This is a genomic window from Mycobacterium sp. E796, from assembly GCF_001672815.1.
Lineage (GTDB): Bacteria > Actinomycetota > Actinomycetes > Mycobacteriales > Mycobacteriaceae > Mycobacterium.
On sequence record NZ_LZKK01000083.1, the window covers coordinates 1 to 26,777 of the forward strand.

A 26,777-nucleotide genomic window follows, 5' to 3' on the forward strand; every position below is an offset into this window, starting at 1 on the left:
CTGATCTCATGAGCCGCCACCCGTTCCGTATGCCCATCGTGCAGGCAATCGGTCAACTGATAGATCGCGGGGGTCGGCCTGCGCTGTGGCCAATGCGGCCGCCATGTCGTTGAGTACATCGTTGTCTCCCGGTTAACCTGACCCGGTCCATCCGACCACCGCGGAGGGGCTGCGCCGTAGAGGCGAACAGCACGATTGCCGCGATTCATTGGTCTCACGTTGGACCTGCCGAAGTCCCCAGCGCGACGGGGCCCTTTGTCACTGCACTTGCCCGCGAACTACCCCGGCGAAGGCAGCGACGGGCGCGTACCGTACTTCGGGGTGACAGTCAGCATCGAGGAGTTGTCGGCGCTGGATGTGTTCGCCGGCGTGCCGGTGCGGGACCTTGCGGCCTTGACCGCCCACTTGAAGCCCCTGCACGCGGCCGCCGGCGAGGTCCTGATGCGCCAGGGTGAAAAGGCGTTGTCGTTCTCGATCATCACATCGGGTCGGGTGGAGATCCGGCACCTCGCCGCGGACGGCCAGGTAACGGTGACCGAGTTGTCACCGGGCACGATTGTCGGTGAAATCGCCTTGCTGCGAGGCGAACCCAGAACGGCGACCGTGATCGCCAAAGATGACGTAAGCGGCTACGTCGGATACAACGACGCCTTCGAGTGCATGTTGGCTTCGCCCGTCGTCGCCGAACGGATGGTGCGCACCGCGAGGCAGCGGCTGGTCGCCTACGTCGACCCGATCACCGTGTCGGCCAAGGACGGTGCCGAGTTCGTGCTGCGCCCGGTGTTGCCCGGTGATGCCGAGCGGTTCAAGAGCAGCGGATCCTTTTCGCGCGAGACGCTGTACCGGCGGTACCAGGGTGGTGCTCCGACCGAGGCTCAGTTGGCTTACCTGTTCGAAGTCGACTACGTTGACCACTTCGTCTGGGTGATAACCGACCATGAGGGCGGGCCGGTGATCGCGGACGCCCGTTTCATCCGCGATCAAGACGACCCGGCCTCGGCAGAGGTCGCGCTCACGGTCGCGGACGCCTATCAGAATCGTGGGATCGGCACCCTGTTGCTCGGCGCGCTGGCGGTCGCCGCCCGTGTCGACGGCATCAAACGCTTTCACGCCCGGGTGCTTGCCGACAACCCGCCCGCGCGCGTGCTGGGCGACACGGTCAACGCGCGGTGGGAGCACGAGGAACCCGGCGTCCTTGCCACGACGGGGGACATCCCGGACCCCGATGACCTGCCCCTCGATCCGGAAACCCTTACGCAGATCCGAATGGTGGCCCGCCAGGTGATCCAGGCTTTCGACTGACGCCGTCAGACGGCTTTCGAAGTGACTTATGCCCCCCGGCATCGTGCCTTTGCGCCCTTATCCAGTGGCGGGCTGGGCGCCCAACATGGACCCTCCCGGGTCAAGTTCTAAAGGAGTTGGGCAATGAAGTCGCTCGTCGTCTGCACATCGAAATCGCACGGCAACACCCGGCGCGTGGCCGACCGGATGGCTGAGGTGCTTGGCGCCGAGGTCGTCGACCCCGAATCGGTGGACCCCGAATCGCTCCGCCAGTACGACCTCGTCGGCTTCGGATCCGGCATCTACTACATGGCGGTGGACGAGAGGCTACGGAACTTGATCCGTCGCACGCCACGCGTTGACCACGTTCGCGCGTTCACCTTCTTCACCAGCGGCGCCCGGGCGGTTCCGCTGCTGGACTACAACAAGCCGGTTCGGAAGCATTTGGAAGAGAAGGGCTTTGAGGTGATTGGTTCGTTTTCCTGCCGCGGTTTTGACACGGTTGGGCCGTTCGGTTTGATCGGCGGCATCAACAGGGGGCGGCCCGACGACCGCGACCTCGACCGCGCCGCGGAAGTCGCGGCGCGCCTTCGCGAACGCGTCGAGCGCTCCCAGGCCGCTTCATGAGGTAATGCTGCTTCTTGAGGTAATAAAAAGCAGATGACCGGGCGGTGCCTCGTCGCAACCCGCCCGGCCATGGTCAGCCTCTCTCGCCAGAACGCCGGCTCACTCGCTGTGCTTGTTTACCGCCTGACCGGCGCTGTGCACGACGCTGCGGAAGAACTCGATCCGCGCGGCGCCCAACTCCTCGGCCAAGTTCAGCGCGGCGTCCACGACGGTCTTGCGTCGTGACTGCTCGGGAAGCACGGGACTGATCTGATCGACGAACTTGCGCACTGCATCGATGGCCTGCTTACGGCCGCTTTCGACGGATTCGAGCACGTCGTCGGAAAGCTCTGCCCACCGCGGCTCGGACTTCTCGGGTGCTGTCATTGTGAACTCCTTATGTATTAGGGTCTTTCGGCTTATTGCCGACGCCCCGACGTTACGACTGACGAGTCATCCACACGAGTGCCTAAAGTCCCTCTGCATAACGGTTTCTGCCCGGGGCGACCGGTCAACGAATGGTCCATCGCGAGCCGAGAAGTGGTTCAACACCGGTCCGCAACGACCTACGGCCATCGGGGATGGGACTTCGGTCCCTACCGGTAGACCACGTACCCCCGAAAGATCCAGAAGATGGCGACGCCGCACGCGAACCATTGCGAGGCAAGGGAGAGCTCACCGTGAACCCGACAACAGAGGCCGATCGTCCTCGCCGCAGTCCTCGCCGCAGCGGCCGGCGCAATATCGGCGCCGCCCAGGGCATATTGGTCGCGCTACGTCGCTGCAGCCTCGACGAGGCGTTCATCGACATCCTCCAAACCGCCAAACAGCACAGCGTCTCAACGTTGGGATTGGCCGGCGCGCTGGTGGCGATCGCCGAGAACGACACGCGCCGCGACGTCGATGACACGGTTATTGCGGCCGCGAACCAGGCCTGGGGGGCTCTATTGGACGACGGTCCCGTCCGCGGCGGTGAGCGCGAGCACGCGCAACTGCCGCCGATGACGGTGTTGACATCCGGGGGGTCACCCGACCTGATGGGACTCCAATCTTGATCGAGTCAGTTGCGCACGCCGATGACGATCACACCCTGGCTACCGACCATGCTACGGCGGCACCGGTCGCCGGCCGTGTTGTCTGGCCTGGCGGGGAATCCAATTCGCTTTCAGCACAACGGTCTTTCATTGCTGATATGGCGTCGCGGAAACCGGGGTATCGCCCGAGCTGGTGATTATCACTTGCCGTCATCGGCAGCGGCCGGTCGCCCTATTGACGCGTTTCGATCCGGACGCGGCCACTTCGCACTCAAGGACTTTCGGGGCCTTCACCGGGACGTAAGTCCCTAACACACCGCCTCGGATGTTGTTAGCTTTTGCCACCATGGCAGTTCCCAGCGGCGACGATCCCGGTCAACGCTCCGGGGCTTTCCGTGTGAACGCACCCGCCGTTTTGGGCGGCGCCGTGGGCCCGTTGCTTCGCACGGGCGCATACCTGGCGGAGTCGTGGCGCGATTACCTGGGCCAGGCGCCCGGCGAGCTACCGATCGCTCGGCCCACTCTGGCTCTGGCGGCGCAGGCCTTGCGCGACGAGGTCGTCTTGGTCGGATTGAAGGCGCGACGTCCGGTCAGCCGGCCCGAGCTTTTCGAGCGCATCACGCGCGAAGCGGACGCGGCGCTGGAGTTCTACGGAAAGCGGGGATGGCTCGATCACCCGAAGAGATTCTTCGGCGCACCACCGCCGCTTTCCGACGTCAGGATCCAAAAGGTCAAGGGGCGCACACGCTCTCTGTATCGCATCTCCTTCGACAGCGGGTATCGGCCGCGGCCCGGTGAGCCGGGCGGCCAGCGGTGGATGAGCTACACCGCCAGCAAGCGCGAGTACGCCCTGGTTCTCCGCCACCCGCAACCGCGGCCCTGGCTGGTGTGCGTGCACGGAACCGAAATGGGCCGGGCCCCACTCGATTTGGCGTTGTTTCGCGCCTGGAAACTGCATGACGAGCTCGGTCTTAATGTCGTCATGCCGGTCCTGCCGCTGCACGGCCCGAGGGCCCGTGGCCTGCCGAAGGGAGTGGTCTTTCCAGGCGAGGACATACTCGACGACGTGCATGCGACGGGTCAGGCGGTGTGGGACATTCGCCGGCTGCTGTCCTGGATAAGGCTGCAGGAGCCCGAGTCGCTCATCGGGTTGAACAGCCTTTCGCTCGGCGGCTACATCGCGGCACTGGTCGCCAGCCTCGAAAAGGGCCTCACCTGTGCCATCCTGGGTGTTCCGGTGGCCGATCTGGTGCAGTTGCTGGGGCGCCACTCCGGGCTGGGCCACGACGACCCGCGCCGGCGCACGATGGAACTCGCCGAACCCATCGGCCGGATGACGTCGCCGCTGTCGCTCGATCCGCTGGTGCCGATGCCGGGCCGTTTCATCTACGCCGGCGTCGCCGATCGGGTCGTGCACCCGCGCGAGCAGGTGGTCCGCCTCTGGGAGCACTGGGGTAAACCCGAAATCGTCTGGTATCCGGGCGGTCACACCGGATTCTTCCGGTCGCGGCCGGTGCAGAAATTCGTCTGGGACGCGTTGCGGCAATCGGGGCTCCTCGACGCGCCGCCGACCCAGCGCGACCGCCCCGCCTAGGTGGCCGCGATGGCTCCCATGGACCCGCTTGACGTGGCGATGATGGCCGCGGAGCTGGTGGCCAGCCCGATGCATGTCGGTGCGGTGCTGATCCTGTCGCCGCCGGAGGACGCGGGCCCGGACTTCGTCGACAAGCTGTATCGCGAGACGCTCGCCGGTGATCATCCGATCGATCCGCGGCTGCGCAGGTATCCGCACAGTGGCGTGGACACCGGGGGAGTGTGGGTGTGGCGGGAAATGCGCGACGTCGATCTGAGCCGACACTGCCAGCGCCGCACCGTGTCCGGGGACCTTGGCGAGTTCTGGCGGCTCATCGGCGAGCTGGACGCGGAGCGCCTCGATCGCTCCCGGCCTATGTGGATGTCGTATCTGATCGACGGCCTCGATGGCGGCCGATTCGCGTTCTACATCAAGGTGCACCACACCGTCATCGACGGTGTCGCGGGCTTCCGGATGATCTCCGATGCACTGAGCCCGGACCCGCAGTGCCGGTCGATGCCGCCGTTCTACGCCGACCACCGTCCGGAAGCGCCGCAGTCGGAGGCGGCCGGCCTGGCGTCGCGGCTTGTCGCGCCCGTGCGATCGCTGCTCGGCGCGGCGACGTCGAGCGTCGGGCTGATCGGGCGGGCCGTCACGGGCGAGCTGTCGACCGTGGTCGACAGCCTGGTGGGCCACACGACCGTGCTGCCGTTCGGGGCGCCCTACATGAGGTTCAACGGTCACCTCGGACGCGAACGTGCCGTCGCGGCCGGGAGCTGGTCGAGGGATCGCATCCGCGTGGTGGAACGGGCGGCCGGCGTCACCGGCAATGACGTCGTGACCGCGATGGTGGCCGGCGCGGTGCGCCGCTGGCTGTTGGAGCGCGGTGAACTGCCGGAACGGTCGCTGGTGGCCGCCTGCCCGATCACGGTGCGCGACCGCGAGCATGACGCGGCAAATGACCAGCACGGCAACATGTTTGGCCTATGGCCGTGCCCTCTGGGCACCGATCTCGATGATCCTGGCGCGCGGCTGAACCTGATTCACCGGTCGATGGCGGAAGGGAAGCAATGGGTCGCCAAGCGCGGATCGGCGGCATCCCTGCTAACCGCCGCGGGAAACATCGCCGCGACAGTGATTCTCCCGCTGCTGCCGCTCACGCCGAAGATCCGCACCGGGTACAACCTGCCCATCTCGCACGTTCCCGGCCCACGCAGCGAAATGTATTGGAACGGCGCGCGTCTGGAGGAGATCTACCCGGTGTCCACTGTCTACGACGGGATGGCACTCAACGTGACGACGTGTTCATACGCCGACCGCATCGGATTCGGTTACGTCGCGGGTGCCGATGCGGTGCCCGACATCGACACACTGATTCCCCTCACCGAGGAGTGCCTGACCGAGCTCGAATACGTCATGAAGGTGGTTTGAGAGCCTCCGACCGAGGCCAAACGGCCCTACAAACGTCGGTGCCGTCAGCCATAGGTTCAGTGTCGGATGGGACAGATCCCGGGTCCGTGGACATTCCCGAAGGCAGATGGGAAAGGCTGTGGCATTTTTCAAGGTCGTCGCAGTCGATTTCGACGGCACCCTTACATCGGGTGGGAACCTGGCCCCGGAAGCCGTGGAGGCGATCGATCGGGCGCGGCGCGACGGCCTGGCAATGGTGCTCGTGACGGGCCGCATCGGGGCGGAATTGCATGCCGAGTTCCCACAAATAGCCGATCACGTCGATGCGCTGGTACTGGAAAACGGCGCGGTAGTCGTCATCGACGGACAGACACACGCGCTGGCAGGACCGGTGGATCAAGGGCTCGATCAGGCGCTCGCCACCCGGAACGTCCCGTACCGGCGCGGCGAAGTGCTGGTGGCCGTTGACGGTGAGCACGCCGCGACCGTCGTCGAGGTGATCGGTGAGCTCGGGATGGATTACCAGATCATCCGGAACCGATCCGCGCTCATGGTGGTGCCGGCAGGCATCACCAAGGGAACCGGGCTGGGCGCCCTGTTGGCAAAAATGAACCTCTCCCCGCACAACACCGTGGCCGTGGGCGACGCCGAAAACGACTTGTCCTTACTCAATCTTGCCGAGGTCGGTGCCGCCGTCGCCAACGCGGTGTCGTCAGTCCGGCGAATTGCCGATGTCGTCCTCGACCAACCGGATGGGGCCGGTGTCGCCGCGCTGCTCAATCAGCCGTATCTATCCGGGGCGCAACGCTGGTGCCCGCCGCGCCGCTGGGTCGGTGTCGGAACGTTTGACGATGGCGCCACGGCGCGACTGCCGGGAAGTCAGGGCCGCATTCTCGTTACCGGGCCGGCCGCGTCGGGAAAAAGCTATTTGCTAGGCCTGTTGGCCGAACAATGGATCCTTGCCGATTACTGCGTGCTGGTCATCGACCCTGAAGGCGATCACCTGCAATTGCAGCAGCTCAACCAGGTGCAGGTCCTCGACGGTGGTCACCGCCTCCCCGAACCGGCCGAGGTCGTCAATGCCCTGCATCCGAGCTCCAGTGTGGTGGTGGATTTGTCGGGACTGGCTGAGCCGAGCAAGAGCGAGTATGTGCGGCGACTCCGGTCGACCGCCGAGGCGCACCGCGAGCAGCATGGGTTTCCGCACTGGGTGATCTACGACGAGGCCCATCTCCTCGGCGGCGATGAGGAAGCGCATTGGGCGCGCCGCGGCGGTTACGTGTTGTGTTCGTTTGCTCCGGCGGCGCTTCCCGCGCACGAGATCGACAACAGCGACGTCGCGATAACTCTCGCCTGTACCGACATCGCGGCAGACATCGCCGCACGACGGCGGGCCACCATCCGTTTCGGATCGGGGCCGTCCCGCGGTTTTAACATCGCGGAGCGCCATACCGCACACGTACGTCATCGGCACAAATATGCCGACGTCCGGCTTCCACCCGAACGGCGGTTCTACTTTCACACCACCAACGGCGAATCCATCGCGGCGGCCGCAAGTATGCATGACTTCTGCAGCGCGGTAAGGCACCTCGACCAGCAGGCCCTCGAATATCATCTCGAGCGAGGTGACTTCTCGCACTGGCTCGAAGGCACGATCGCCGATAAGGACCTCGCGGTGCGGGTGGCGGCCTGGGAGGACGAGATGGAAGCTCATCGCGCGGCCGATGTGGAGCGCATTCGCGACCAACTTGTGCAGGCGGTCGAAAAGCGTTATCTGCCTTCAGAAGAACAGCATTAGTCCGCACCACTGTGCGTCCGGCGACGCGAGCATCGGTAGTGGCGTTGGTCCCGAACCGGTGCTGCCGGTGGTCCCGGCTACCTGCGGGGCGCGACGCTCACGTTGGCCATGACCCGGTCCAGAACGATCGTGGACAGGTCGCCGTCGTTGGCTACACGGGACAGGCCTCGGCGCCGCAGGAAGGTGTCCAGCCGTCGATCGGGTGACCAGTCGGCATAAATCGGCCCGTGGTAGCTCGAGTGCAAGAATTCCCGCGCGAGGGCATCAACGTCAGAATCGGTCAATAACAACGGTGGGTTGGGACCCATAGCCGCGATGCTCCTTTGTTCAGCCGCAACCGCCGCAGCCAAGTTACGTCAGACACAGTCATTGTTGAGTCACGCGCATGTTGCGGATAGGGCCCAAAGTCCTCGGTCGGGGCGCGGCGGCAGCGGAGCACATTGGCGTCGCTACAAGGACCATTGACCCTGTCGGACGGCGCGGCCGCCCACGAAGACTGGCCTCATGGCCAATGCGATGAGACGGACCAGCGAGGCGGCGGCGCTGCTCGGGCTGCTTTATGCCGCGCGGCGGTACTACCGCAATTGGGGTGCGACGAAGGCGGAGTGCCGGATGGCGCTGCCCGGAGACGGGTCGGTGACGGATCCTGCCATTCAGACGACGGAGGCGGTGTACATCGATGCGCCGGTGTCTGCCGTCTGGTCCGAGCTGTTGCAGTCGGGTCAGCGGCGCCGCGATGCCGATCAGGGCCCGCCGGAATCACAACAACTTGCCGTCGGCGACGTCCTACGCCTGGCACCCGAAGGCTGGATGGGCCTGCCCGAGGGGGTCAGGCTGAGCGTCGCCGAGCTCGTCGGAGAAAAGTACATCGCGCTCCGCGGCACCAGAGCGGATCTGCGCTGGAATGCGGTGTGGTCCTTCCACATTCAGCCGCACTGGGAAGACCGGGTAAGGCTCCTCACCCGCGCCAGGATCGCCTTGCGCTACCCCGGCGAGGTGTTCGCCATGGAACTCCTCAGGCCGGTGATTGCCTTGGGAACACGGGCTTTTTTGCTGGGCGTCAAGCATCGCGTCGAGCGGTCTCAGCTGACGACGCCGACGCCGTCGGCCGTCGAACACGGTTAAGCAAACGGGCCCGGGATCGAGATCCCCGGACCCGTAGCTATTGGGATTCGGCCTTAGCTGGTCGCAACCGGCACATGCTTTTCGGCGGGTGCGGGTTTCGAAACTCCCACGGAGACGGTCAGGATGCCCTTGTCGTAGGTGGCCTTGATGTCGTCCTCGTCGGCGCCGGTCGGCAGCGAGACGGTGCGGACAAACGAGCCATACGAGAACTCCGAACGGCCGTCGAATTCCTTTTTCTCGCTGCGTTCGGCCTTGATGGTGAGCTGCCCGTCACGGACCGTGATGTCGACATCTTTGGCCGGGTCGATGCCGGGGATCTCGGCGCGAACCTCGTAACGACCGTCGGTCATCTCGTCCTCCAGCCGCATCAGCCGGGTGTCGAACATCGGGCGGATCCCGGCGAACGACGGGAACCCCGCGAAGAATTCGGCAAACTCGGGAAACAGCGAATGCTGCGGTTTCTGGGGCGCGGGAAGGGTGGTGGTCATTGTGCTCTCCTGAAGTGTTGTGAGTTGTTGAAACGACGCTTAAATCCGACCACCAAGCCCGTTGCGGCGATAGGGACTCAAGTCCCCATCGGATTTCTCGAAGCTGAATTTGGGTGAACAACCTGGTTACTCAGCAGACTCCGTAGGGCAGGTCCATTGGCCGCCAGGGGAGGTCCAACGACCCTAGTGGCGGGGCACGGTGCGGTCCTAATTTCGGCAGCAGGCGTTGTCGGCCCGCGACTTTGGAGGTTGAAGAGTGCGCGATGCGATCCCGTTAGGACGGGTCGCCGGTTTTCCGGTGAAGGTGCACTGGAGCGTCCTGGTCATCCTTTGGTTGTTCACGTGGAGCCTCGCCAGCACGCTGCCAGGCACCGTCAAAGGGCATACGTCCCTGGCCTATTGGCTCGCCGGAGCGTGCGGCGCGCTGGTGCTGCTGGCGTCGCTGCTGGCGCACGAGCTCGCCCATGCGGTCGTCGCCCGCCGGGCCGGGGTGGCAGTGGAGAGCGTCACGCTGTGGCTGTTCGGCGGAGTGACCAGCCTCGAGGGCGAGGCCAAGACCCCCAAGGCGGCCTTTCGGATCGCGATCGCCGGCCCGGCCACCAGCCTGGCCCTGGCGGCGACGTTCGGCGGCCTGGTCGCGGCGCTGCGCGCCCTGCATGCCGCCCCCATGGTCGTCGGCGTCGCCTCGTGGCTGGCCGGCATCAATCTGCTGCTGGGCCTGTTCAACCTGTTGCCCGGCGCACCGCTCGACGGCGGCCGCGTCCTGCGTGCCTACCTGTGGCGGCGCCACGGCGACATCGTGCGCGCCGGCATCGGAGCGGCGCATGCCGGACGGGTGGTCGCGTTCGTCCTGATCGGTTTGGGCCTGGCCGAATTCGTCGCGGGCGGCGTGGTCGGTGGCGTCTGGCTGGCCTTCATCGGCTGGTTCATCTTCGCCGCCAGCCGCGAGGAAGAGGCCCGGATTACGACCCAGCAGCTCTTCGCCGGAGTGAGCGTCTCCGACGCGATGACCGCGCACCCGCACACCGCGCCCAGCTGGCTCACGGTCGAGGATTTCATCCAGCGCTATGTCCTGGGCGACCGTCACTCGGCGTACCCCGTCGCCGATCCGGACGGATCGATCGTGGGCCTGGTGACGCTGACCCAGCTGCGCGACGTCGCGCCGGAAGCGCGCGGCAGCACCCGGGTGGCCGACATCGCCCTCCCCATGCACGCGGTGCCCACCGCCGCACCACAGGAACCGCTGACCACGCTGCTCGAGCGAATGGCACCGGTCGGTCCGCGCAGTCGTGCCCTGGTGACCGACGGCGGCAAGGTGGTCGGCATCGTCACGCCGAGCGACCTCACCCGGCTGATGGACGTCTACCGGCTCGCCCACCGTGGACCGGCCGTGACGTCTCCCGTCTAGCGGCCGAAAGGTGTTGGGAGATTATGAAATCGATCATCGTGGGGATCGACGGCTCGCCGGCGGCGGTCGGGGCCGCGCTGTGGGGCGTCGACGAGGCCATCAGCCGCCACGTGCCGCTGCGCCTCGTCGCGGTCATGAAGCCGACGCATCTATCCCCGGACGACTACGCCCGTGACCTCACCCATGCCGAGAATTCGCTTCGGGCGGCCCGATCGGCGATCGAGGCCAGCGGAAAACCCGTCGCCGTTGAAACCGAAATCGGTCGCGGACCGGCCGGCGCGCTGCTGGTCGAGGCGTCCTCCGATGCCGAGATGATCTGCGCCGGGTCCACCGGAATCGGGCGCTACGCCCGCTCGATCCTGGGTTCGACGGCAACCGAGCTGGCCGAGAAGGCGCATTGCCCGGTGGCGATCCTGCGTACGGATGTCGACCAGCCACCGCCGGACATCAACTGGATCGTGGTCCGGATGACCGACGCACCCGATGCCGATGTCGTCTTGAAACACGCTGTGGGAGAGGCGAAATTGCGTCGGGCGCCCATGCTCGTCCTGGGCGGACGACCGGAGGACCTCACCGACCACGCTGACTGCCGGTTCCAACACCGGGTGCAGGACTGGCGCCAGCGTCACCCTGAGGTGCGCGTCTACCCGATCACCACCAGGGAAGCCATCGCCGATTTCCTGGCCTCCCACGACGAGCGAGTTCTGCTCGCGGTCATCAGCGGCGGCGAGGCCGGCCAGTTGGCGCGGCTGGTCGGGCCGCACGGGCACCCCCTATTCCACCACCCCGAGTGCTCGGTGCTCGTCGTGCGCTAGCAAACGTCATAATGTGCTCGCAGGAGGTGACGTTTGGCACTTACGCCCCGCCCGTCACGAGGCAATGATCACCGGGTACCAGCGTGCCCTATCAGAGAGAGTTATCAGCGGTGAGCGGTGGCCGTACCTCCCGGATATGGACATCGATCGCGTTGCTCGCGCGGCGCGAAGGGGCATCGATGTCGCCGAGACATGCATGTTTGGCTTGCACGGAGGCGGTGGGCGTCCGTGGTGCCGGCCTCCTTCTGGCCGACCATATGGGGTCGCTCGAGCCGGTGTTCGTCACGGATTCGCACGCCGGTGAGGTGGAAGAACTGCAAGCTACGGTGGGCGAGGGGCCGGGTATCGATGCGCTGGAGTCGGGCCGGCCGACCCTCGTCGGGGATTTGGCCGCACCGATCAGCAACCGTCGTTGGCCGATGTTCGCGCCCGAGGCAGGTCGACTCGGGGTATGCGCCATGTACAGCCTTCCGCTGGCGCTGGGCGCGATCCGCGTAGGGGTGCTAGACCTCTACCAAGACACCCCCGGCCACCTCGACGAGAGCCAGCTGATGGACGCACTGATCTATGCAGACACCGCGTTGCTGCTGGTGCTCGACGTCCAAAGTGGCATCGCCACGTCGGCGGATGGTGATGGCCCCGACGGACTCGGTCCAGTGCTTTGGCATGCGGAGGTTCATCAGGCCGCCGGCATGATCTCGGTGCAACTGGGAGTCTCGGCGCTGGACGCATTGGTCCGTCTGCGCGCGTACGCCTATTCCCATGACAGGCCACTCACGGATGTCGCACGTGCCGTGGTGGAACGACGGCTGCGATTCCATCCGGATGACGCGGAACCCGCGGCAGACCACGTTGGAAGGGGACGGCGATGAACAGCCCGCAGCCCGTTGTCGCCAAATCGTTTGTCGAACTGGTCGACTCGCTGGTCGACGACTTCGACCTGGTTGATTTTTTGCACTTGGTAACGGTGCGTGCCCAGCAGACGCTCGGCGTCGAGGCGGTCGGGCTCCTGCTGGCCGACAATCACGGTGGCCTCAACGTCGTCGCCGCATCCAGCGAACAGGCCCGCGTGCTCGAGTTGTTTCAGCTGCAACACGCGGAAGGCCCGTGCCTGGACTGCTACCGAACGGGGCGGCCCGTCAGCTGTCCCGATCTTTCCAGTGAATTCGAGCGCTGGCCGCTTTTCGTCCCCAAAGCGCTCGATACCGGGTTCGCCGCCGTGCATGCGTTGCCTATGCGGTTGCGTGAGCAGGTCATTGGTGGCATGAACCTGTTTACCGTCACTCGCGGCGATCTCGATGCCGACCTGCTCGCCGTCGGGCAGGCGTTGACCGACGTGGCCACCATTGGGCTGCTGCAGGAACGCGCCATCAGCCAGCGCGAGTTGCTGATCGAGCAACTACAGACCACGCTCAAGCACCGTCTGACTGTCGAGCAAGCCAAAGGGATCCTCGCTGAACGTGCCGACGTCACGGTCGACGAGGCGTTCGGACTGATGCGGGCGTATGCGCACGGTTGCGGCCGCAAACTGACCGACGTGGCCGACGCCTTGGTCCGTCGCGACCCGAGCGCCGACGAGCTGATATTGCGCGCGAGCCCGAAGCGGACACCCTGACGCGCCCGCCCAGTGGATCCGGTGTTGTCGCCGCCGAACTGAATCGACTTACGCAAGTGCATCCCGCGCCACGATCACCGGCGCCTGCGCCATCTGGGCGACGGCTTCCCCGACGGATCCCACCAGCATTCCGGCGAAACCGCCGCGGCCCCTGCTGCCGACCACGACCAGCTGTGCCCCCGCGGACTGCTCAACGAGCCGTCGTGCCGGCTGGGCCTGCACGACGGCACGGGTCACCCTCACGTCGGGGTACTGCTCCTGCCAGCCCGCCAGCCGCTCGGCCAACACCTCTTCGGCCGCCGATTGGGTTGTGGGCCAATCAATTTCGGGCCACTCCGATCGGTCGAGATCACTCCACGCGTGCAGGGCCACCAAATCCGCGTTGCGGCGGGAGGCCTCATCGAAGGCGATCGCGGTTGCGGGCTCGGATGCCGGTGAGCCGTCGACGCCGAGCAACACCGGGCCTTGACCGGCGCCCGGGGTCGCGGGGTCCTCGTGGATGATCGCAACCGGGCAGTGCGCGTGACGCAGCAGGGCCGAGCTGACCGAGCCCAGCAGCCGGCCGGGCCAGCGGCCGCTTCCCAGCGCCCCCGTGACCAGCATGTCCGCCTCCTTGGACAAGTCGATCAGCGTGGGAACCGCTGCCGAGGAAAGGATTTCGGTCTGGATACCGGCCGGGCCGCCGCGCCGCGAGGCCGCTTCGACGACCTTGAGCGCCTCGTCGACCAGCCGGCGACCGTGCTCCTGCTGCCAGCGCATCACCCCGGCGGGCACGGGCGTCCTCAGCCACGACCGAACCTCGGGAGAAACAGCGTGCACGAGGGTCAGCGGAACGTTGCGCAGCTCGGCGTCGCGCACAGCCCACTGCACCGCTGTCCTGGCGGCCGGCGAGTCGTCGATGCCGACGACGATTCCCAAACGTGCGTTCTGCGATGACATTCCCAGTCCTCGATTCGTCGGCGTGGCCGTTCACGCACGACCGTATCGGGGCCGGGTGTTTTTCAGCAGGGGCGTTTGTCACAAGACCGCGCGCGCACAAAAGTTTTCGGCGACCGTCATCTTTTCACAAGAGCTGTTGTGTAAAGTCGAGCGACGTGACGTGCGACCTGCCCGCGGAGCTCGCCCCCCACCTGGCCGATAATGAGGCCCGCGATGTCGACACATCGCTGGTCGCCGCCCAGTCGAGGGCCGACGAGACCAAAGGAGCGTGAGCGGCATTACGTCAGTGGGAGAGAACACCGGACGCCGCCGCCGCGAGGTGCTGCGGCTATTGCGGTCGTCGCCCGATCCGCTGAGCATCGTTGCGATCGCCGAACAGCTTGGCGTGCACCCGAATACGGTGCGTTTCCACCTCGACAGCCTGCTGGCGGCCAGCCAAGTGGAGCAGGTCGAGCACGACCGCAAGGGCCCCGGGCGCCCGCCCCTGATGTTCTCCGCGGTGCGGCAGATGGATCGCGGCGGGACGCGCCACTACCGCACGCTGGCCGAAGTCCTGACCGAGGCGCTGGCCGCCGAGCGGAATCCGCGGGCAAAGGCGGTGGCCGCGGGCAGGAAATGGGGGCGAAGCCTGGAATCACGCGCCAAGGCGCCGAAGGCCCGAGGCGCCGACGAGGCGGTCGACCGGCTGGTCGGTGTGCTCGACGACCTCGGCTTCGCCCCGGAGCGGCGGACGTCGGACGGGGAGCAACTGGTGGGCCTGCGGCACTGCCCCTTCCTGGAACTGGCCGAAACCCATGGTGCGGTCGTATGCCCCATCCACCTCGGGCTGATGCAGGGAGCCCTGGAGGCGTGGGGGGCACCGGTCTCGGTCGATCGCCTCGACGCGTTCGTCGAACCGGATCTGTGCCTGGCCCATATCGCGCCGGCCGGTTCGGCCCGGTGAGCACCGGCTCGGCGGTCGCCGTCGCGGTCACCTTCGTCTGGCTGGGCATGGTGCTGGCCATCTCGTTCCTCGAAGCCCCGCTGAAGTTTCGCGCGCCCGACGTGACGCTGCAGATCGGACTCGGCATCGGGCGCCTGGTCTTTCGCGCGCTCAACACCGTTGAGGTCGTCTTCGCCCTCGTCGTCGTCGCGATCGTGGTGTCGGAGCCGACGCCGGCGCGGACCACCGTGGCTTTCGCCGTCGCCGTCGCCGCCCTGGCGATCCAGCTGATCGCGGTGCGCCCGGCGCTGACCCGCCGCTCCGATGCGGTACTCGCCGGGTCGGAGGGTCCGCGGTCCCACGCCCATTACGCCTACGTCGGCCTGGAGGCGGTCAAGGCGGTGGCCTTGCTGGTGGCGGGGATACTGCTACTGACCGTCTGATTGCGGGCGTGCACGACGGAAGGGGACGACTGTGGAATCCATCTCGTTGACCGGCCTGGCCTCCGAAAAGCTGGCCGAGCTTCGGCAGACCGTGCTGAAGAGCCAGCCCGGCGCGCACTAGCCGGATGCTATCCACACCCTGGTCAAGGGATTTCGGGCTGCGGGTACCGATCGTCAACGCCCCGATGGGTGGGGTCGCCGGTGGCCGGCTGGCCGCTGCCGTCACCGCGGCCGGTGGGCTGGGCATGGTCGGCATGGGCAGCGACGGCAGCCGGGAGTCGCTGCAAGCCCAGTTGTCGCACGCGCGCGGGAGATTCGGAATCGGCCTGGTGGACTGGGTGATCCGGACCCGCGATGGGCTGCTCGAGGATGCGCTGGCTGCCGGGCCCGCGCTGTTGTCGGTCAGTTTCGGCACCGACTGGTCATGGGCCGTGAAGGCGCACGACGCCGGAATCCCCACCGCCACACAGGTTTACGACCGTCTGGGCGCCGTTAAGGCCGTCGACGCCGGCGTGGACATCCTGGTCGCGCGGGGGTCCGAGGGCGGCGGGCACGGCGAGATCAAACTCGCGACGCTGCCGTTGCTCGACGAGGTGTTGGACGCCGTCACGGTGCCCGTGCTCGCGGGCGGTGGCGTCGCCTCGGTGCGAAGCCTGGCCGCGGTGTTGGCGGCCGGTGCGAGCGGGGCGTGGGTGGGCACCCGGCTGGCGGCGTGTCCGGAGGCGCTCCCGGCGACGGCAGCCGCCGCGCGCTGATCGCCGCCCGGGCCACCGACACGGCCGTCACCCGGGCCTTCGACGTCGCCGGGGGATTGCCCTGGCCGGCGAAGTTCCCGTCGCGCGTGTTGGCCAACGACTTCGTCGCGCGCTGGACGGGCCGCGAGGACGCGCTCGATGTGTCGGCGTGCGACGAACTGGCCGCGGCCGTCGCCGCCGACGATCGCCGCGTCGCGCCCGTCGACGCCGGCGAGGGTGTCGGGATGATCCTCGACGACGCGCCGGTGGGTGACGTCATCGCGCAGATGTGCGCGGGTGCGGAGAAGCTGCTGACCGGTTGGGGCTCGTAGCGGCTACACGGCGCGCAGATAGCGCCGGGCGATGACGCGCTGGGCCGCCCTGACGACCGGACCGCCGGCCCTGCTCCACCAGGCGGCGGGCCGGGAGAACGCCGACACCTCCGCGTACACCGCGTCGGTGGCCGGGTCGCGGCGCACGACGAATCGCTCCTCGCCCGACTCCGGGTGCCCCGGCAGCGTGCCGTAGGCGAACCCGCGGATGTCGGGCTCGTCGACGACGTAGACGACCCGACACGGCGCGGGCAGAAAACCCAGGCGCACCACCAACACCGTGTCGACCTCGGCGACCTCGGAGCTGGCCTGCACCCGCAGGCCGGATCCGCGTTGCATGCCCCAGCGCATGACCGCGTCGCCGGCCTGATCGAAACGCGTTCGGCCGGTGCCGATTTGACGCTCGTTGTGCTGGTGGTCGTAGCCGTCGGGCAGCTCGCCGTCCGCGGTGGCGCCTATCTCTTTGTAGGTGAGTGGAAGTTCTTCGAGCGCTTGTAGGTCCACGGGTTCAGCGTACGGTCGTAGAGGTGACCACTCAGACTGTTGCCCAAGCATCCGGAACGTTCACCCTCGGCGGCGACCTGACCGTCCACCGGCTCGGTTTCGGCGCCATGCGCCTGACAGGCAAGGGCGTGTGGGGCCCGCCCGCCGACCGCGACGAGTGCGTGCGGGTGTTGCGCCGCGCCGTCGAGCTCGGGGTGAACTTCATCGACACCGCGGACTCCTACGGGCCCTACGTTTCCGAGGAGATCATCCACGACGCGCTGCACCCTTACGACGGCCTGGTGATCGCCACCAAGGCGGGGCTGCTGCGCACCGGCCCCGACGCCTGGGACCCCCTGGGCTACCCGAGTTACCTGCGCCAGGAATGCGAGATGAGCCTGCGGCGCCTCGGCGTGGACACCATCGATCTGTTCCAGCTGCACCGCATCGACACGAAATTCCCGATGGCCGACCAGATCGGCGAGCTGGTCGCGCTGAAGAACGAGGGCAAGATCCGCCACGTCGGCCTGTCCGAGATCGACGTCGACCAGCTCACCGCCGCCCAGCAGATCACCGAGATCGTGTCGGTGCAGAACATGTACAACCTGGCCTCCCGCGGCGCCGAGCCGCTGCTGGACGCCGCGACCAGGCTGGGCATCGGCTTCATCCCGTGGTTCCCGCTGGCCGCCGGGCCGCTGGCCGCCCCCGACGGCCCGCTGCAGCGCATCGCCGCCGAGCACGACGCGAGCCCGTCGCAGCTGGCGCTGGCCTGGCTGCTGAAGCGCTCGCCGGTGATGCTGCCGATCCCGGGCACGTCCAGCGTCGCGCACCTGGAGGAGAACGTCGCCGCCGCCGAGATCACCTTGACCGACGAGGAGTTCGAGACGCTCGCGACCGCGGGAGCCCAGCGGACCGTGTAACCGCCGCGAAAGTGCGATTAACGACGCGTTTCGCGAGTGAACGCGTCGGTGGTTGCACCCTCGCGGGCGGCGCCGAATACGGTGTTCAGGTGGCCGGTGCAGATCAGCAACATCCCGGCGGCGGATTCAACCCCCCGGATCCGACCACCAAGGGCGGGCCGGATTATGGCCGGTTCATCGAGGCGGTGCGCAGGCTGCAGGACCACGCCCGCGCCGTCGACGCGCCCGACGCGGTGATCACCGAGGCCGCGGACCAGCTGGAGAAGCTCTCCGCGCTGCTGAGCCCCTACGACGCCGACGAGTGGGAGTCCCCGTCCGGGCGCCGGATGGACCTGCCGATGCGCGGCAACATCCTGTCCATTCCGATGAAGGCGAGCAAGGGCGACGACGGGCGCATCCACGGCTGGGCCCGTTTCGCGCGGTTTCACCTAGGGCGCAACGGCGCCGTGCACGGCGGGGCTTTGGGGATGCTGTTCGACAGCGTGCTTGGGCTCACGTCCTCGGTGATCACCGGCGGCCCCCGCCAGCGCACCGCCTATCTCAAGATCAATTACCGCCACATCGTGCCGATCGAGAAGGAATTGCAGTTCGAGGCCGGCATCGACCGGGTGGACGGGCGCAAAATCTTCGTGTCGGGCCGGCTCTGCGACGGCGACACCCTGCTCACCGAGGCCGACGCGCTGTTCGTCCGGCTCAAGCCTGGCCAGCCCTAAGCCTGCTCGGCCCCGATAGCATGGGCACGACCAATCACCGCACCCCAGCCTTGGAGACCAAACCCGATGAGCGCCGCCGCACAGCCCACCCCGGCAAACCCGATCCGGGTGCCGGCCGGGACCACCGCGGCCGCCGCCGTCGGTGAGGCCGGGCTGCCCAGGCGCGGCGCGCCCGACGCGATCGTGGTGGTGCGTGACGCCGACGGCAAGCTGCGCGATCTGAGCTGGGTGCCCGAAGCCGACGCCGAGGTCGTCCCGGTCGCGGCCAACACTGACGAGGGCCGCAGCGTGCTCCGGCACTCGGCCGCGCACGTGCTGGCCCAGGCCGTCCAAGACCTTTTCCCGCAAGCCAAATTGGGCATCGGGCCGCCGATTACCGACGGCTTCTACTACGACTTCGACGTGGCGGAGCCGTTCACGCCGGAGGATCTGGCCAAGCTGGAAAAGCGGATGCGCCAGATCGTCAAGGACGGCCAGCTGTTCGAACGGCGCGTCTACGAATCCAAGGATGCCGCGCGCGCCGAGCTGGCCAACGAGCCCTACAAGCTCGAGCTCGTCGACGACAAGTCCGGTGACGCGGAGATAATGGAGGTCGGTGGCGACGAGCTCACCGCGTACGACAACCTCAATCCCCGTACCCGCGAACGCGTTTGGGGCGACCTGTGCCGCGGACCGCACATCCCCACCACCAAGCACATCCCCGCGTTCAAGCTGACCAGGAGCTCGGCGGCCTATTGGCGCGGCGACCAGAAAAACGCAAGCCTGCAACGCATCTACGGCACCGCGTGGGAGTCGCAGGAGGCGCTCGAGAAGCACCTGGAGCTGATCGAGGAGGCCCAGCGCCGCGACCACCGCAAGCTCGGCGCCGAGCTGGATTTGTTCAGCTTTCCCGACGAAATCGGTTCGGGCCTGGCGGTTTTCCATCCCAAGGGCGGGATCGTGCGCCGCGAGCTCGAGGACTATTCGCGGCGCAAGCACGCCGAGGCCGGCTACGAGTTCGTCAACACCCCGCACATCACCAAGGCCCAGCTGTTCCACACGTCGGGGCACCTGGACTGGTACGCCGACGGCATGTTCCCGCCGATGCACATCGACGCCGAACACAACGAGGACGGGTCGCTGCGCAAACCGGGGCAGGACTACTACCTCAAGCCGATGAACTGCCCGATGCACTGCCTGATCTTCCGGGCGCGCGGGCGGTCCTACCGCGAATTGCCGTTGCGGCTCTTCGAGTTCGGCACGGTCTATCGCCTCGAGAAGTCCGGCGTGATCCACGGGCTGACCCGGGTGCGCGGCCTGACGATGGACGACGCGCACATCTTCTGCAGCCGCGAACAGATGCGCGACGAGCTGCGTTCGCTGCTGCGCTTCGTGCTCGACCTGCTCGCCGACTACGGCCTCACCGACTTCTACCTCGAGCTGTCCACCAAGGACCCGGAGAAGTTCGTCGGCTCCGACGAGGTGTGGGAGGAAGCCACCAACGTGCTGGCCGAGGTGGGCGCTGAGTCCGGGCTGGACCTGGTGCCCGACCCGGGCGGCGCGGCGTTCTACGGCCCGAAGATCTCCGTCCAGGTCAAGGACGCGCTGGGGCGCACCTGGCAGATGTCGACCATCCAGCTGGACTTCAACTTCCCGGAGCGTTTCGAGCTGGAATACACCGCCCCGGACGGGACCCGGCAGCGCCCGGTGATGATCCACCGCGCGCTCTTCGGGTCGATCGAGCGGTTCTTCGGCATCCTGACCGAGCACTATGCGGGCGCGTTCCCGGCGTGGCTGGCGCCGGTTCAGGTGGTCGGCATCCCGGTCGCCGACGAGCACGTGGAGTATCTGGAAAGCGTTGCCGCGCAGCTGAAGTCGCACGGCGTGCGGGTCGAGGTGGACGCCAGCGACGACCGGATGGCCAAGAAGATCGTCCACCACACCAACCAGAAGGTGCCGTTCATGTTGCTGGCCGGTGACCGCGACGTGCAGGCGGGCGCGGTGAGCTTCCGCTTCGGCGACCGCACGCAGATCAACGGCGTGGGCCGGGACAGCGCCGTCGATGCGATCGTGAAGTGGATCGCCGACCGCGAAAACGCTACTCCTACAGCCGAACTGGTGAAGGTAACCGGCGGTGAGTGACTCCGAGCGCGACGACACCATCCTGGACCGGGGCGTCGGTGAGCAAGACCACCTGCAACGGCTGTGGACGCCGTACCGGATGACCTACCTGGCCGAGGCGCCGATGAAGCGCGACAACGGCAAGACCGAGCAGCCCTTCACCGACATCCCGCAGCTGCCCGACGAGGACGGGCTGGTGGTCGCGCGCGGCGAACTCGTCTACGCCGTGCTCAACCTCTACCCCTACAACCCTGGGCACCTGATGGTGGTGCCCTACCGGCGGGTCTCGGAGCTCGAGGACCTGACCGATGCGGAGAGCGCGGAGCTGATGGCCTTCACGCAGAAGGCGATTCGCGTGATCAAGAACGTGTCGCGGCCGCACGGCTTCAACGTCGGGATGAACCTGGGCACGTCGGCCGGGGGCTCGCTGGCCGAGCACCTGCACGTGCACGTCGTGCCGCGCTGGGGCGGCGACGCCAACTTCATCACCATCGTCGGTGGCGCCAAGGTGATCCCGCAGCTGCTGCGCGACACCCGCCGGCTGCTGGCCACGGAGTGGGCCCGACAGTGAGTCGCGCCAGCGACGATGCAGAGCGCAGCGATGAGGAGGAGCGGCGCGCATGAGTAAAGTGCCGTTCCTGTCGCGGGCGGCGTTCGCGCGGCTCACCACTCCGACGGCGCGGGCATGCCTGAAAGTCGGATTGACGCCCGACGCCGTCACCATCCTGGGCACGGTCGTCGCGGTCGCGGGGGCACTGACGCTGTTTCCGACGGGCCGCCTCTTCGCCGGCACGCTGGTGGTCTGGTTCTTCGTGCTCTTCGACATGCTCGACGGGGCGATGGCCCGGGAACGAGGCGGCGGAACGCGTTTCGGCGCGGTCCTGGACGCGACGTGCGACCGGATCAGCGACGGCGCCGTGTTCTGCGGGCTGCTGTGGTGGGCTGCCTTCGGCCTGCACGACAAGCTCTTGGTGGTGGCGACCCTGATCTGCCTGGTCACCTCGCAGGTGATCTCCTACATCAAGGCACGGGCCGAAGCCAGCGGGCTGCGCGGCGACGGCGGCATCATCGAACGTCCGGAGCGGCTGATCATCGTGCTGGTCGGCGCCGGCATCTCCGACTTCCCCTACATCGCTTGGCCGCCCGCGCTGTCGGTGGCGATGTGGCTGCTGGCGGCGGCCAGCGTGGTCACCTGCGTGCAGCGGTTGCACACGGTGCGCACTTCCCGCGGCGCGACGGAGCCGATGCCGTGATCAAGGACTTGGGGCGAAGGACCCGTGGTGCGGCCGCAGACTGGGCGTACGCGACCGGGTGGATGGCGGTGCGAGCGATGCCGGAGTTCGCGGCCCGCAACGTATTCGACGCCGGCGCGCGCTACGCGGCCCGCGGCGGTGGGCCCGACCAGCTGCGCAAGAACCTGGCCCGGGTGATCGGCGTGCCGCCCGATCAGGTGCCGGACCAGCTGATGCGGGCCTCGCTCGCGTCGTACGCCCGCTACTGGCGGGAGGCCTTCCGCCTGCCCACGATGGACCACCGCGTGCTGGCCCGTCGCATCGATGAGACGTTCCGCGGGGCCGACCACATCGACGCGGCCCTGGCCGCCGGCCGCGGAGTGGTGATGGCGCTGCCGCACAGCGGCAACTGGGACATGGCCGGGGTCTGGCTGGCGCAGACGCGCGGCACCTTCACCACCGTCGCCGAGCGCCTCAAACCCGAATCGCTGTACCGGCGTTTCATCGCCTACCGGGAAGGGCTTGGCTTCGAAGTCATCCCGCTGTCCGGCGGCGAACGGCCGCCGTTCGAGACGTTGTGCGAGCGGCTGCGGGCCAACCGGGCGGTGTGCCTGATGGCCGAGCGCGACCTGACCCGCACGGGTGTCGAGGTGAAATTCTTCGGCGAACTCACCCGGATGCCGGCCGGGCCGGCGAAGCTCGCGATCGAAACCGGGGCGGCCCTGCTGCCCGCGCACTGCTGGAACGAGCCCGACGGCTGGCCCGTATCGATACACCCGCCGCTGGATACCTCCAGCGGCGACGTCCGGACCATCACTCAGGCGCTGGCCGACCAGTTCGCCGAGAACATCGCCGCGCACCCCGAGGACTGGCACATGATGCAGCCGCAGTGGCTCGCGGATCTGTCGGAGGCCAAGCAGGCGAGGCTGAAGGAAGCCTGATGCGAATCGGGATGGTCTGTCCGTATTCGTTCGACGTGCCGGGCGGGGTGCAGTCCCATGTCTTGCAGCTGGCCGAGGTGATGCGCGCCCGCGGGAACGAGGTCAGCGTACTGGCACCGGTGTCCCCGCACGCCGCGCTGCCCGACTACGTCGTCTCCGCCGGCAAGGCCGTCCCGATTCCCTACAACGGGTCGGTGGCCCGGCTGCGGTTTGGCCCGGCCACCCATCGCAAGGTGAAAAAGTGGCTCGCCGAAGGCGATTTCGACGTTTTGCACCTGCATGAGCCCAACGCGCCGAGCCTGTCGATGCTGGCCCTGAACATTGCCGAGGGCCCGATCGTCGCGACGTTTCACACGTCGACCACCAAATCCCTGACCCTGACGGTCTTTCAGGGCATCCTGCGCCCCATGCACGAGAAGATCGTCGGCCGGATCGCGGTGTCCGACCTGGCCCGGCGCTGGCAGATGGAGGCGCTGGGCACGGACGCGGTGGAGATCCCCAACGGGGTCGACGTGGACTCGTTCGCCTCGGCGCCGCGGCTGGACGGGTATCCGCGGCCCGGCAAGACGGTGCTTTTCCTGGGCCGCTACGGCGAGCCCCGCAAGGGCATGACGGTGCTGCTCGAGGCGCTGCCGCGGGTGGTCGAGAGCCACCCGGATCTGCAGTTGCTGATCGTCGGGCGCGGCGACGAGGACGAATTGCGCGAGCAGGCAGGCGAATTGGTGGACCACATTCGCTTCCTTGGCCAGGTCGACGACGCCGGAAAGGCGTCGGCGATGCGCAGCGCCGATGTCTACTGCGCGCCCAACACGGGAGGGGAGAGCTTCGGGATCGTCCTGGTCGAGGCGATGGCCGCCGGCACGCCGGTGGTGGCCAGCGACCTCGACGCCTTCCGGCGCGTGTTGTGCGACGGCGACTGCGGGCGGCTGGTGCCCGTCGATGACGGCGCCGCGCTGGCCGACGCGCTGGTCGAGGTGCTGGCCGACGACGCGCTGCGCGAACGCTACGTGGCGGCCGCTTCGAGGGCGGTCCGCCGCTACGACTGGTCGGTGGTGGCCAGCCAGATCATGCGGGTGTACGAGACGGTCGCAGGGTCGGGCGCCAAGGTCCAGGTGGCCAGTTGATGACGTGGCTCGTCATCGCCGTCGTGGCGTTGGTGGTGTTGGTAGCGCTGGTCGCCTTTGCCGGCTGGGCATACCAGACCGCCCACCGGCTCGACCGGCTGCACGTCCGCTACGACCTGTCCTGGCAGGCGCTCGACGGCGCGCTGGCCCGGCGCGCGGTGGTGGCTCGGGCCGTGGCGATCGACGGGTACGGCGGTTCCGCCGAGGGCAGGCGGCTGGCCGCGCTGGCCGACGCGGCCGAACACGCGCCCCGCCCGGCCCGCGAGAACGCGGAGAACGAGCTGTCGGCCGCGCTCGCAATGGTCGATCCCGCGTCACTGCCGGCGGGTCTGATCGCCGAGCTGGCCGACGCGGAGGCCCGCGTGGTGCTGGCCCGCCGCTTCCACAACGACGCCGTTCGCGACACCCTGGCGCTGCGCGAGCGATTCCTGGTCCGCACCCTTCGGCTCGGCGGAACCGCCGCGCTGCCAAGCTATTTCGAGATCCTCGAGCGGCCGCACGCGCTGGCGCACCCCGAGCGCGGAGTGCCCAACCACCGCACGTCGGCGCGGGTGGTGCTGCTCGACGAGTCCGGCGCCGTGCTGCTGTTGTGCGGGTCGGACCCGGCCAACCCGGCGTTCGGTGACGGGGCCGCGCCCCGGTGGTGGTTCACCGTGGGCGGCGAAGTGGGCGATGGCGAGCGGTTGGTCGAGGCCGCCGTGCGCGAGCTGGCCGAAGAAACCGGCCTGCGGGTCGAGCCGGCCGACATGATCGGACCCGTCTGGCGGCGCGACGAGGTCTTCGAGTTCAACGGATCGCTGATCGAGAGCGAGGAGTTCTACCTCCTGCACCGCACCCGCCGTTTCGCGCCGTCCCTGGCGGGGCGGACCGAGCTGGAACGCAGCTACATCCATGGCGCCCGTTGGTGTGACGCGAACGACATCGCCGAGCTGACCGCCGCGGGCGAGGAGGTGTACCCGCGCCAACTGGGCGAGCTGCTGCCGGTCGCCAACCGGCTGGCGGACGGCGCCGACAGCGCCGCGACCGGGGTGCCGCAGCCCATCCTCTGAGGTCGCTAAAGCCGCAACCCCACGTCGGCCAGCGCGTTGGTGACTCCCTGCACCGCCCCCTGCTGCAGCTCGGCGCCGAGCGTCGCCGGATCGATCTGGGGGAACAGCCCGAACGGCGTGGGCACATCCTGGTAGGCGGCGCGGTCGTAGCCCAGCTCGACCAGCACCCGCAGGTCCGGCTGGACCAGGTCGGCCAGCGGGTTCCCCACCAGGGGAATGGCGCGCAGCGGGTCCAGCAGCGGCAGGTTCGGATTGGGAATCAGGATGTAGGTCGTCATGGTGTCGCCCGGCGACACCGGCTGGACCACCCCCGACGCCAGCTGGGCGGTGGTCACGGTGTTGTAGGCCGGGTGCACGAAAAGGAACCCGGCGATGGCGTTCGCGTCGGCCAGGATGTCGATCGGGTACTGCGGGAAGTCGGCCGCACCGTCGTATTGGACGGCGTAGTCGATGGTGGGATACGCGTTGGTGGGCGTCGCGCCGTAGAACGTGAAGCCCAGGCCCGGTATGGAGAAGCCGGGCATGCGCGCCAAGAGCCCGCCGTCGGGCCGGTCGGGGTTGGCGATCAGCACGAACGACAGCTGGTCCAGCGCCGGCCGCACGCCCGCCGGCAACGTTTCCAGGTAGCGCATCTCGACGGTCGCTATCACGGCGCTTTGCGAGCCGCCGAAGACGATGACGTGGTTTCCCGCCGCGAGTTGCGTGTTGATCGCCGTGTTCAGGTTCTGCACACCCTGGGCCACGGACTGGTCCAGCGTCAGGCTGTCCAGCCCGGTGAACGGGAACAACTTCTCGGGCGTCACCAGGAACTGCGCGTTGTACGCGGGATGAGTCGGATTGATGAAGAGCTCCGAAGCCAGCACGTTGTGCAGCCGGGGCAGCGGGCCGAGGCCGGTGCCGCCCATGATCAGCGCCGTCGGTCCGCCGGCACCCACCTGGTTCTCGTTGATCAGCAGCGCCCCGACGTTGCCGTTGCCCGGGTTCCCGAAGCCGATGTTCTGATTGCCGGTGTTCCCGATGCCGATGTTCTGGTTGCCCGTGTTCTGGATGCCGAAGTTCGCGTTGCCGAGGTTTCCGATGCCGATGTTGCCGTTGCCGACGTTGTTGATGCCGACGTTGCCGACGCCGACGTTTCCGCTGCCCAGGTTCTGCGGCAGGCCCTGCCACGGCACCAGTTGCGCGACCGCCGCCGCGGCGCCGGCGTAGTAGTCCGACATCGCGGCCGCGTCCTGCGCCCACATCTGTTCGTATTCGGCCTCGGCCGCCGCGATCGCCGGGGCGTTCTGGCCCAGCAGGTTGTAACCCACCAGCGAGATCAGCTGACTCCTGTTGGCGGCCACCGCAATTGGGTGCACCGTGGCCGCCAGCGCCGCCTCGAAGGCCTCGGCGGCGAACCGGACCTGGGCGGCGGTCTGCTCGGCCTGGCCCGCCGCCGCGCTCAGCCAGGCCGCGTACGGGCCGGCGGCGCTCGCCATCGCCGCCGCCGCCGGGCCGGCCCAGGCCTCGCCCGCCAGCTCGGAGGTCACCGACGCGAAGGAGCCCGCAGCGTCGCGCAATTCCTCGGCCAGCCCGTCCCAGGCCGAGGCCACCGCCAGCATCGGGCCCTGGCCCGGGCCGGCGAACATGCGCGCGGAGTTCAGTTCCGGCGGTAACACGGCGAAATTCATCGCTACGTTCTTTCTGGCTAGGTGA

At 67.8% G+C, this 26,777-nt stretch carries 27 protein-coding genes and 1 pseudogene; 22 read left to right on the forward strand and 6 right to left on the reverse strand.

Translation table 11 applies throughout. From position 1 onward, the window contains the following. Window positions 1-321 precede the first annotated feature (321 nt). Both A5706_RS07080 and A5706_RS07085 read left to right on the forward strand, forming a co-directional pair. Window positions 322-1,302 carry a GNAT family N-acetyltransferase gene (locus A5706_RS07080; RefSeq protein WP_068128649.1) on the forward strand — a complete coding sequence of 327 codons (981 nt, stop codon included), beginning with the start codon at window positions 322-324 and terminating at the stop codon, window positions 1,300-1,302. Between the two features lie 123 nt (window positions 1,303-1,425). Further along, window positions 1,426-1,908 (forward strand): flavodoxin family protein, encoded by a 483-nt coding sequence (locus tag A5706_RS07085; protein ID WP_068128569.1) that lies wholly within the window; start codon window positions 1,426-1,428, stop codon window positions 1,906-1,908. Between the two features lie 99 nt (window positions 1,909-2,007). On the opposite strand, the gene A5706_RS07090 is transcribed toward A5706_RS07085, so the two are convergent. Further along, on the reverse strand, window positions 2,008-2,274 hold the full coding sequence (locus A5706_RS07090; protein ID WP_068128571.1) for a hypothetical protein: 267 nt from the start codon (window positions 2,272-2,274) through the stop codon (window positions 2,008-2,010). Window positions 2,275-2,567: 293 nt separating this feature from the next. Between A5706_RS07090 and A5706_RS07095 the strand changes: the two genes are divergently transcribed. The 4 genes from A5706_RS07095 (at window position 2,568) to A5706_RS07110 (ending at window position 7,702) form a co-directional block, all read left to right on the forward strand. Next, window positions 2,568-2,942, forward strand: coding sequence for an ANTAR domain-containing protein (locus A5706_RS07095; protein WP_156766994.1), 375 nt, complete (start codon window positions 2,568-2,570; stop codon window positions 2,940-2,942). Between the two features lie 325 nt (window positions 2,943-3,267). Beyond that, window positions 3,268-4,515, forward strand: coding sequence for a S9 family peptidase (locus A5706_RS07100; RefSeq protein WP_082964234.1), 1,248 nt, complete (start codon window positions 3,268-3,270; stop codon window positions 4,513-4,515). A gap of 9 nt (window positions 4,516-4,524) precedes the next feature. Further along, complete coding sequence (locus A5706_RS07105; RefSeq protein WP_068128651.1) at window positions 4,525-5,925, forward strand: wax ester/triacylglycerol synthase family O-acyltransferase; 1,401 nt, start codon at window positions 4,525-4,527, stop codon at window positions 5,923-5,925. A gap of 118 nt (window positions 5,926-6,043) precedes the next feature. Continuing rightward, window positions 6,044-7,702 (forward strand): HAD family hydrolase, encoded by a 1,659-nt coding sequence (locus A5706_RS07110; RefSeq protein WP_068128653.1) that lies wholly within the window; start codon window positions 6,044-6,046, stop codon window positions 7,700-7,702. Window positions 7,703-7,779: 77 nt separating this feature from the next. Here the strand turns inward: A5706_RS07110 and A5706_RS07115 are convergent, their stop codons facing one another. Beyond that, window positions 7,780-8,010 (reverse strand): hypothetical protein, encoded by a 231-nt coding sequence (locus A5706_RS07115; protein ID WP_068128576.1) that lies wholly within the window; start codon window positions 8,008-8,010, stop codon window positions 7,780-7,782. A gap of 196 nt (window positions 8,011-8,206) precedes the next feature. On the opposite strand from A5706_RS07115, the gene A5706_RS07120 reads away from it, so the two are divergent. Then, window positions 8,207-8,827 (forward strand): hypothetical protein, encoded by a 621-nt coding sequence (locus A5706_RS07120; RefSeq protein ID WP_068128578.1) that lies wholly within the window; start codon window positions 8,207-8,209, stop codon window positions 8,825-8,827. Window positions 8,828-8,880: 53 nt separating this feature from the next. Here the strand turns inward: A5706_RS07120 and A5706_RS07125 are convergent, their stop codons facing one another. Next, window positions 8,881-9,315, reverse strand: a complete 435-nt coding sequence (locus tag A5706_RS07125) for an Hsp20/alpha crystallin family protein (RefSeq protein WP_068128581.1) — start codon at window positions 9,313-9,315, stop codon at window positions 8,881-8,883. A gap of 256 nt (window positions 9,316-9,571) precedes the next feature. Here A5706_RS07125 and A5706_RS07130 point away from each other — a divergent pair, with 256 nt between their 5' ends. The 4 genes from A5706_RS07130 to A5706_RS07145 all read left to right on the forward strand — a co-directional run bounded on the left by A5706_RS07130 (window position 9,572) and on the right by A5706_RS07145 (window position 13,153). Next, window positions 9,572-10,723 carry a site-2 protease family protein gene (locus tag A5706_RS07130; protein ID WP_068128582.1) on the forward strand — a complete coding sequence of 384 codons (1,152 nt, stop codon included), beginning with the start codon at window positions 9,572-9,574 and terminating at the stop codon, window positions 10,721-10,723. A 23-nt stretch (window positions 10,724-10,746) separates the two neighbouring features. After that, window positions 10,747-11,538 (forward strand): universal stress protein, encoded by a 792-nt coding sequence (locus A5706_RS07135; protein WP_068128584.1) that lies wholly within the window; start codon window positions 10,747-10,749, stop codon window positions 11,536-11,538. Window positions 11,539-11,717: 179 nt separating this feature from the next. After that, on the forward strand, window positions 11,718-12,410 hold the full coding sequence (locus tag A5706_RS07140; RefSeq protein ID WP_369831817.1) for a GAF and ANTAR domain-containing protein: 693 nt from the start codon (window positions 11,718-11,720) through the stop codon (window positions 12,408-12,410). Then, window positions 12,407-13,153: a GAF and ANTAR domain-containing protein gene (locus A5706_RS07145; protein WP_068128587.1), complete on the forward strand. Its 747-nt coding sequence runs from the start codon at window positions 12,407-12,409 to the stop codon at window positions 13,151-13,153. Before A5706_RS07140 ends, A5706_RS07145 begins: the two co-directional genes overlap by 4 nt. A gap of 48 nt (window positions 13,154-13,201) precedes the next feature. Here the strand turns inward: A5706_RS07145 and A5706_RS07150 are convergent, their stop codons facing one another. Continuing rightward, window positions 13,202-14,092, reverse strand: a complete 891-nt coding sequence (locus A5706_RS07150; protein WP_068128588.1) for a universal stress protein — start codon at window positions 14,090-14,092, stop codon at window positions 13,202-13,204. A gap of 268 nt (window positions 14,093-14,360) precedes the next feature. On the opposite strand from A5706_RS07150, the gene A5706_RS07155 reads away from it, so the two are divergent. From A5706_RS07155 to A5706_RS07165, 3 genes and pseudogenes are all read left to right on the forward strand, one after another. Next, a complete protein-coding gene (locus A5706_RS07155) occupies window positions 14,361-15,035 on the forward strand; it encodes a metalloregulator ArsR/SmtB family transcription factor (RefSeq protein ID WP_068128590.1) in 675 nt (224 codons plus the stop codon). Next, entirely contained in the window at window positions 15,032-15,457 is a 426-nt protein-coding gene (locus A5706_RS07160; protein WP_068128593.1) for a hypothetical protein, read from the forward strand. The genes A5706_RS07155 and A5706_RS07160 overlap by 4 nt, the downstream gene beginning before the upstream one ends. Before the next feature lie 125 nt (window positions 15,458-15,582). Beyond that, window positions 15,583-16,523: pseudogene (locus A5706_RS07165) on the forward strand (NAD(P)H-dependent flavin oxidoreductase). Between the two features lie 3 nt (window positions 16,524-16,526). On the opposite strand, the gene A5706_RS07170 reads toward A5706_RS07165, so the two are convergent. Next, on the reverse strand, window positions 16,527-17,027 hold the full coding sequence (locus tag A5706_RS07170) for a DUF1990 family protein (RefSeq protein ID WP_068128594.1): 501 nt from the start codon (window positions 17,025-17,027) through the stop codon (window positions 16,527-16,529). Between the two features lie 23 nt (window positions 17,028-17,050). Between A5706_RS07170 and A5706_RS07175 the strand changes: the two genes are divergently transcribed. From A5706_RS07175 to A5706_RS07210, 8 genes are all read left to right on the forward strand, one after another. Next, entirely contained in the window at window positions 17,051-17,926 is an 876-nt protein-coding gene (locus A5706_RS07175; protein ID WP_068128596.1) for an aldo/keto reductase, read from the forward strand. An 89-nt stretch (window positions 17,927-18,015) separates the two neighbouring features. Next, window positions 18,016-18,639 (forward strand): PaaI family thioesterase, encoded by a 624-nt coding sequence (locus A5706_RS07180; protein ID WP_068128598.1) that lies wholly within the window; start codon window positions 18,016-18,018, stop codon window positions 18,637-18,639. Between the two features lie 66 nt (window positions 18,640-18,705). Next, window positions 18,706-20,760 (forward strand): threonine--tRNA ligase, encoded by a 2,055-nt coding sequence (gene thrS / locus A5706_RS07185; protein ID WP_068128599.1) that lies wholly within the window; start codon window positions 18,706-18,708, stop codon window positions 20,758-20,760. Next, window positions 20,753-21,310, forward strand: coding sequence for an HIT domain-containing protein (locus A5706_RS07190; RefSeq protein WP_068128601.1), 558 nt, complete (start codon window positions 20,753-20,755; stop codon window positions 21,308-21,310). Before thrS ends, A5706_RS07190 begins: the two co-directional genes overlap by 8 nt. A 49-nt stretch (window positions 21,311-21,359) precedes the next feature. After that, window positions 21,360-21,992 (forward strand): phosphatidylinositol phosphate synthase, encoded by a 633-nt coding sequence (gene pgsA / locus A5706_RS07195; RefSeq protein WP_068128603.1) that lies wholly within the window; start codon window positions 21,360-21,362, stop codon window positions 21,990-21,992. Further along, window positions 21,989-22,912, forward strand: a complete 924-nt coding sequence (locus A5706_RS07200) for a phosphatidylinositol mannoside acyltransferase (RefSeq protein WP_068128605.1) — start codon at window positions 21,989-21,991, stop codon at window positions 22,910-22,912. Before pgsA ends, A5706_RS07200 begins: the two co-directional genes overlap by 4 nt. After that, on the forward strand, window positions 22,912-24,036 hold the full coding sequence (locus tag A5706_RS07205) for a glycosyltransferase family 4 protein (RefSeq protein ID WP_068128608.1): 1,125 nt from the start codon (window positions 22,912-22,914) through the stop codon (window positions 24,034-24,036). Before A5706_RS07200 ends, A5706_RS07205 begins: the two co-directional genes overlap by 1 nt. After that, the gene (locus A5706_RS07210) at window positions 24,036-25,085 is read left to right on the forward strand and encodes an NUDIX domain-containing protein (protein WP_068128610.1); all 1,050 of its coding nucleotides are present in this window, start codon (window positions 24,036-24,038) and stop codon (window positions 25,083-25,085) included. The genes A5706_RS07205 and A5706_RS07210 overlap by 1 nt, the downstream gene beginning before the upstream one ends. 5 nt (window positions 25,086-25,090) lie before the next feature. Here the strand turns inward: A5706_RS07210 and A5706_RS07215 are convergent, their stop codons facing one another. Continuing rightward, window positions 25,091-26,752, reverse strand: coding sequence for a PE-PPE domain-containing protein (locus A5706_RS07215; protein ID WP_068128613.1), 1,662 nt, complete (start codon window positions 26,750-26,752; stop codon window positions 25,091-25,093). Window positions 26,753-26,777: the final 25 nt, after the last annotated feature.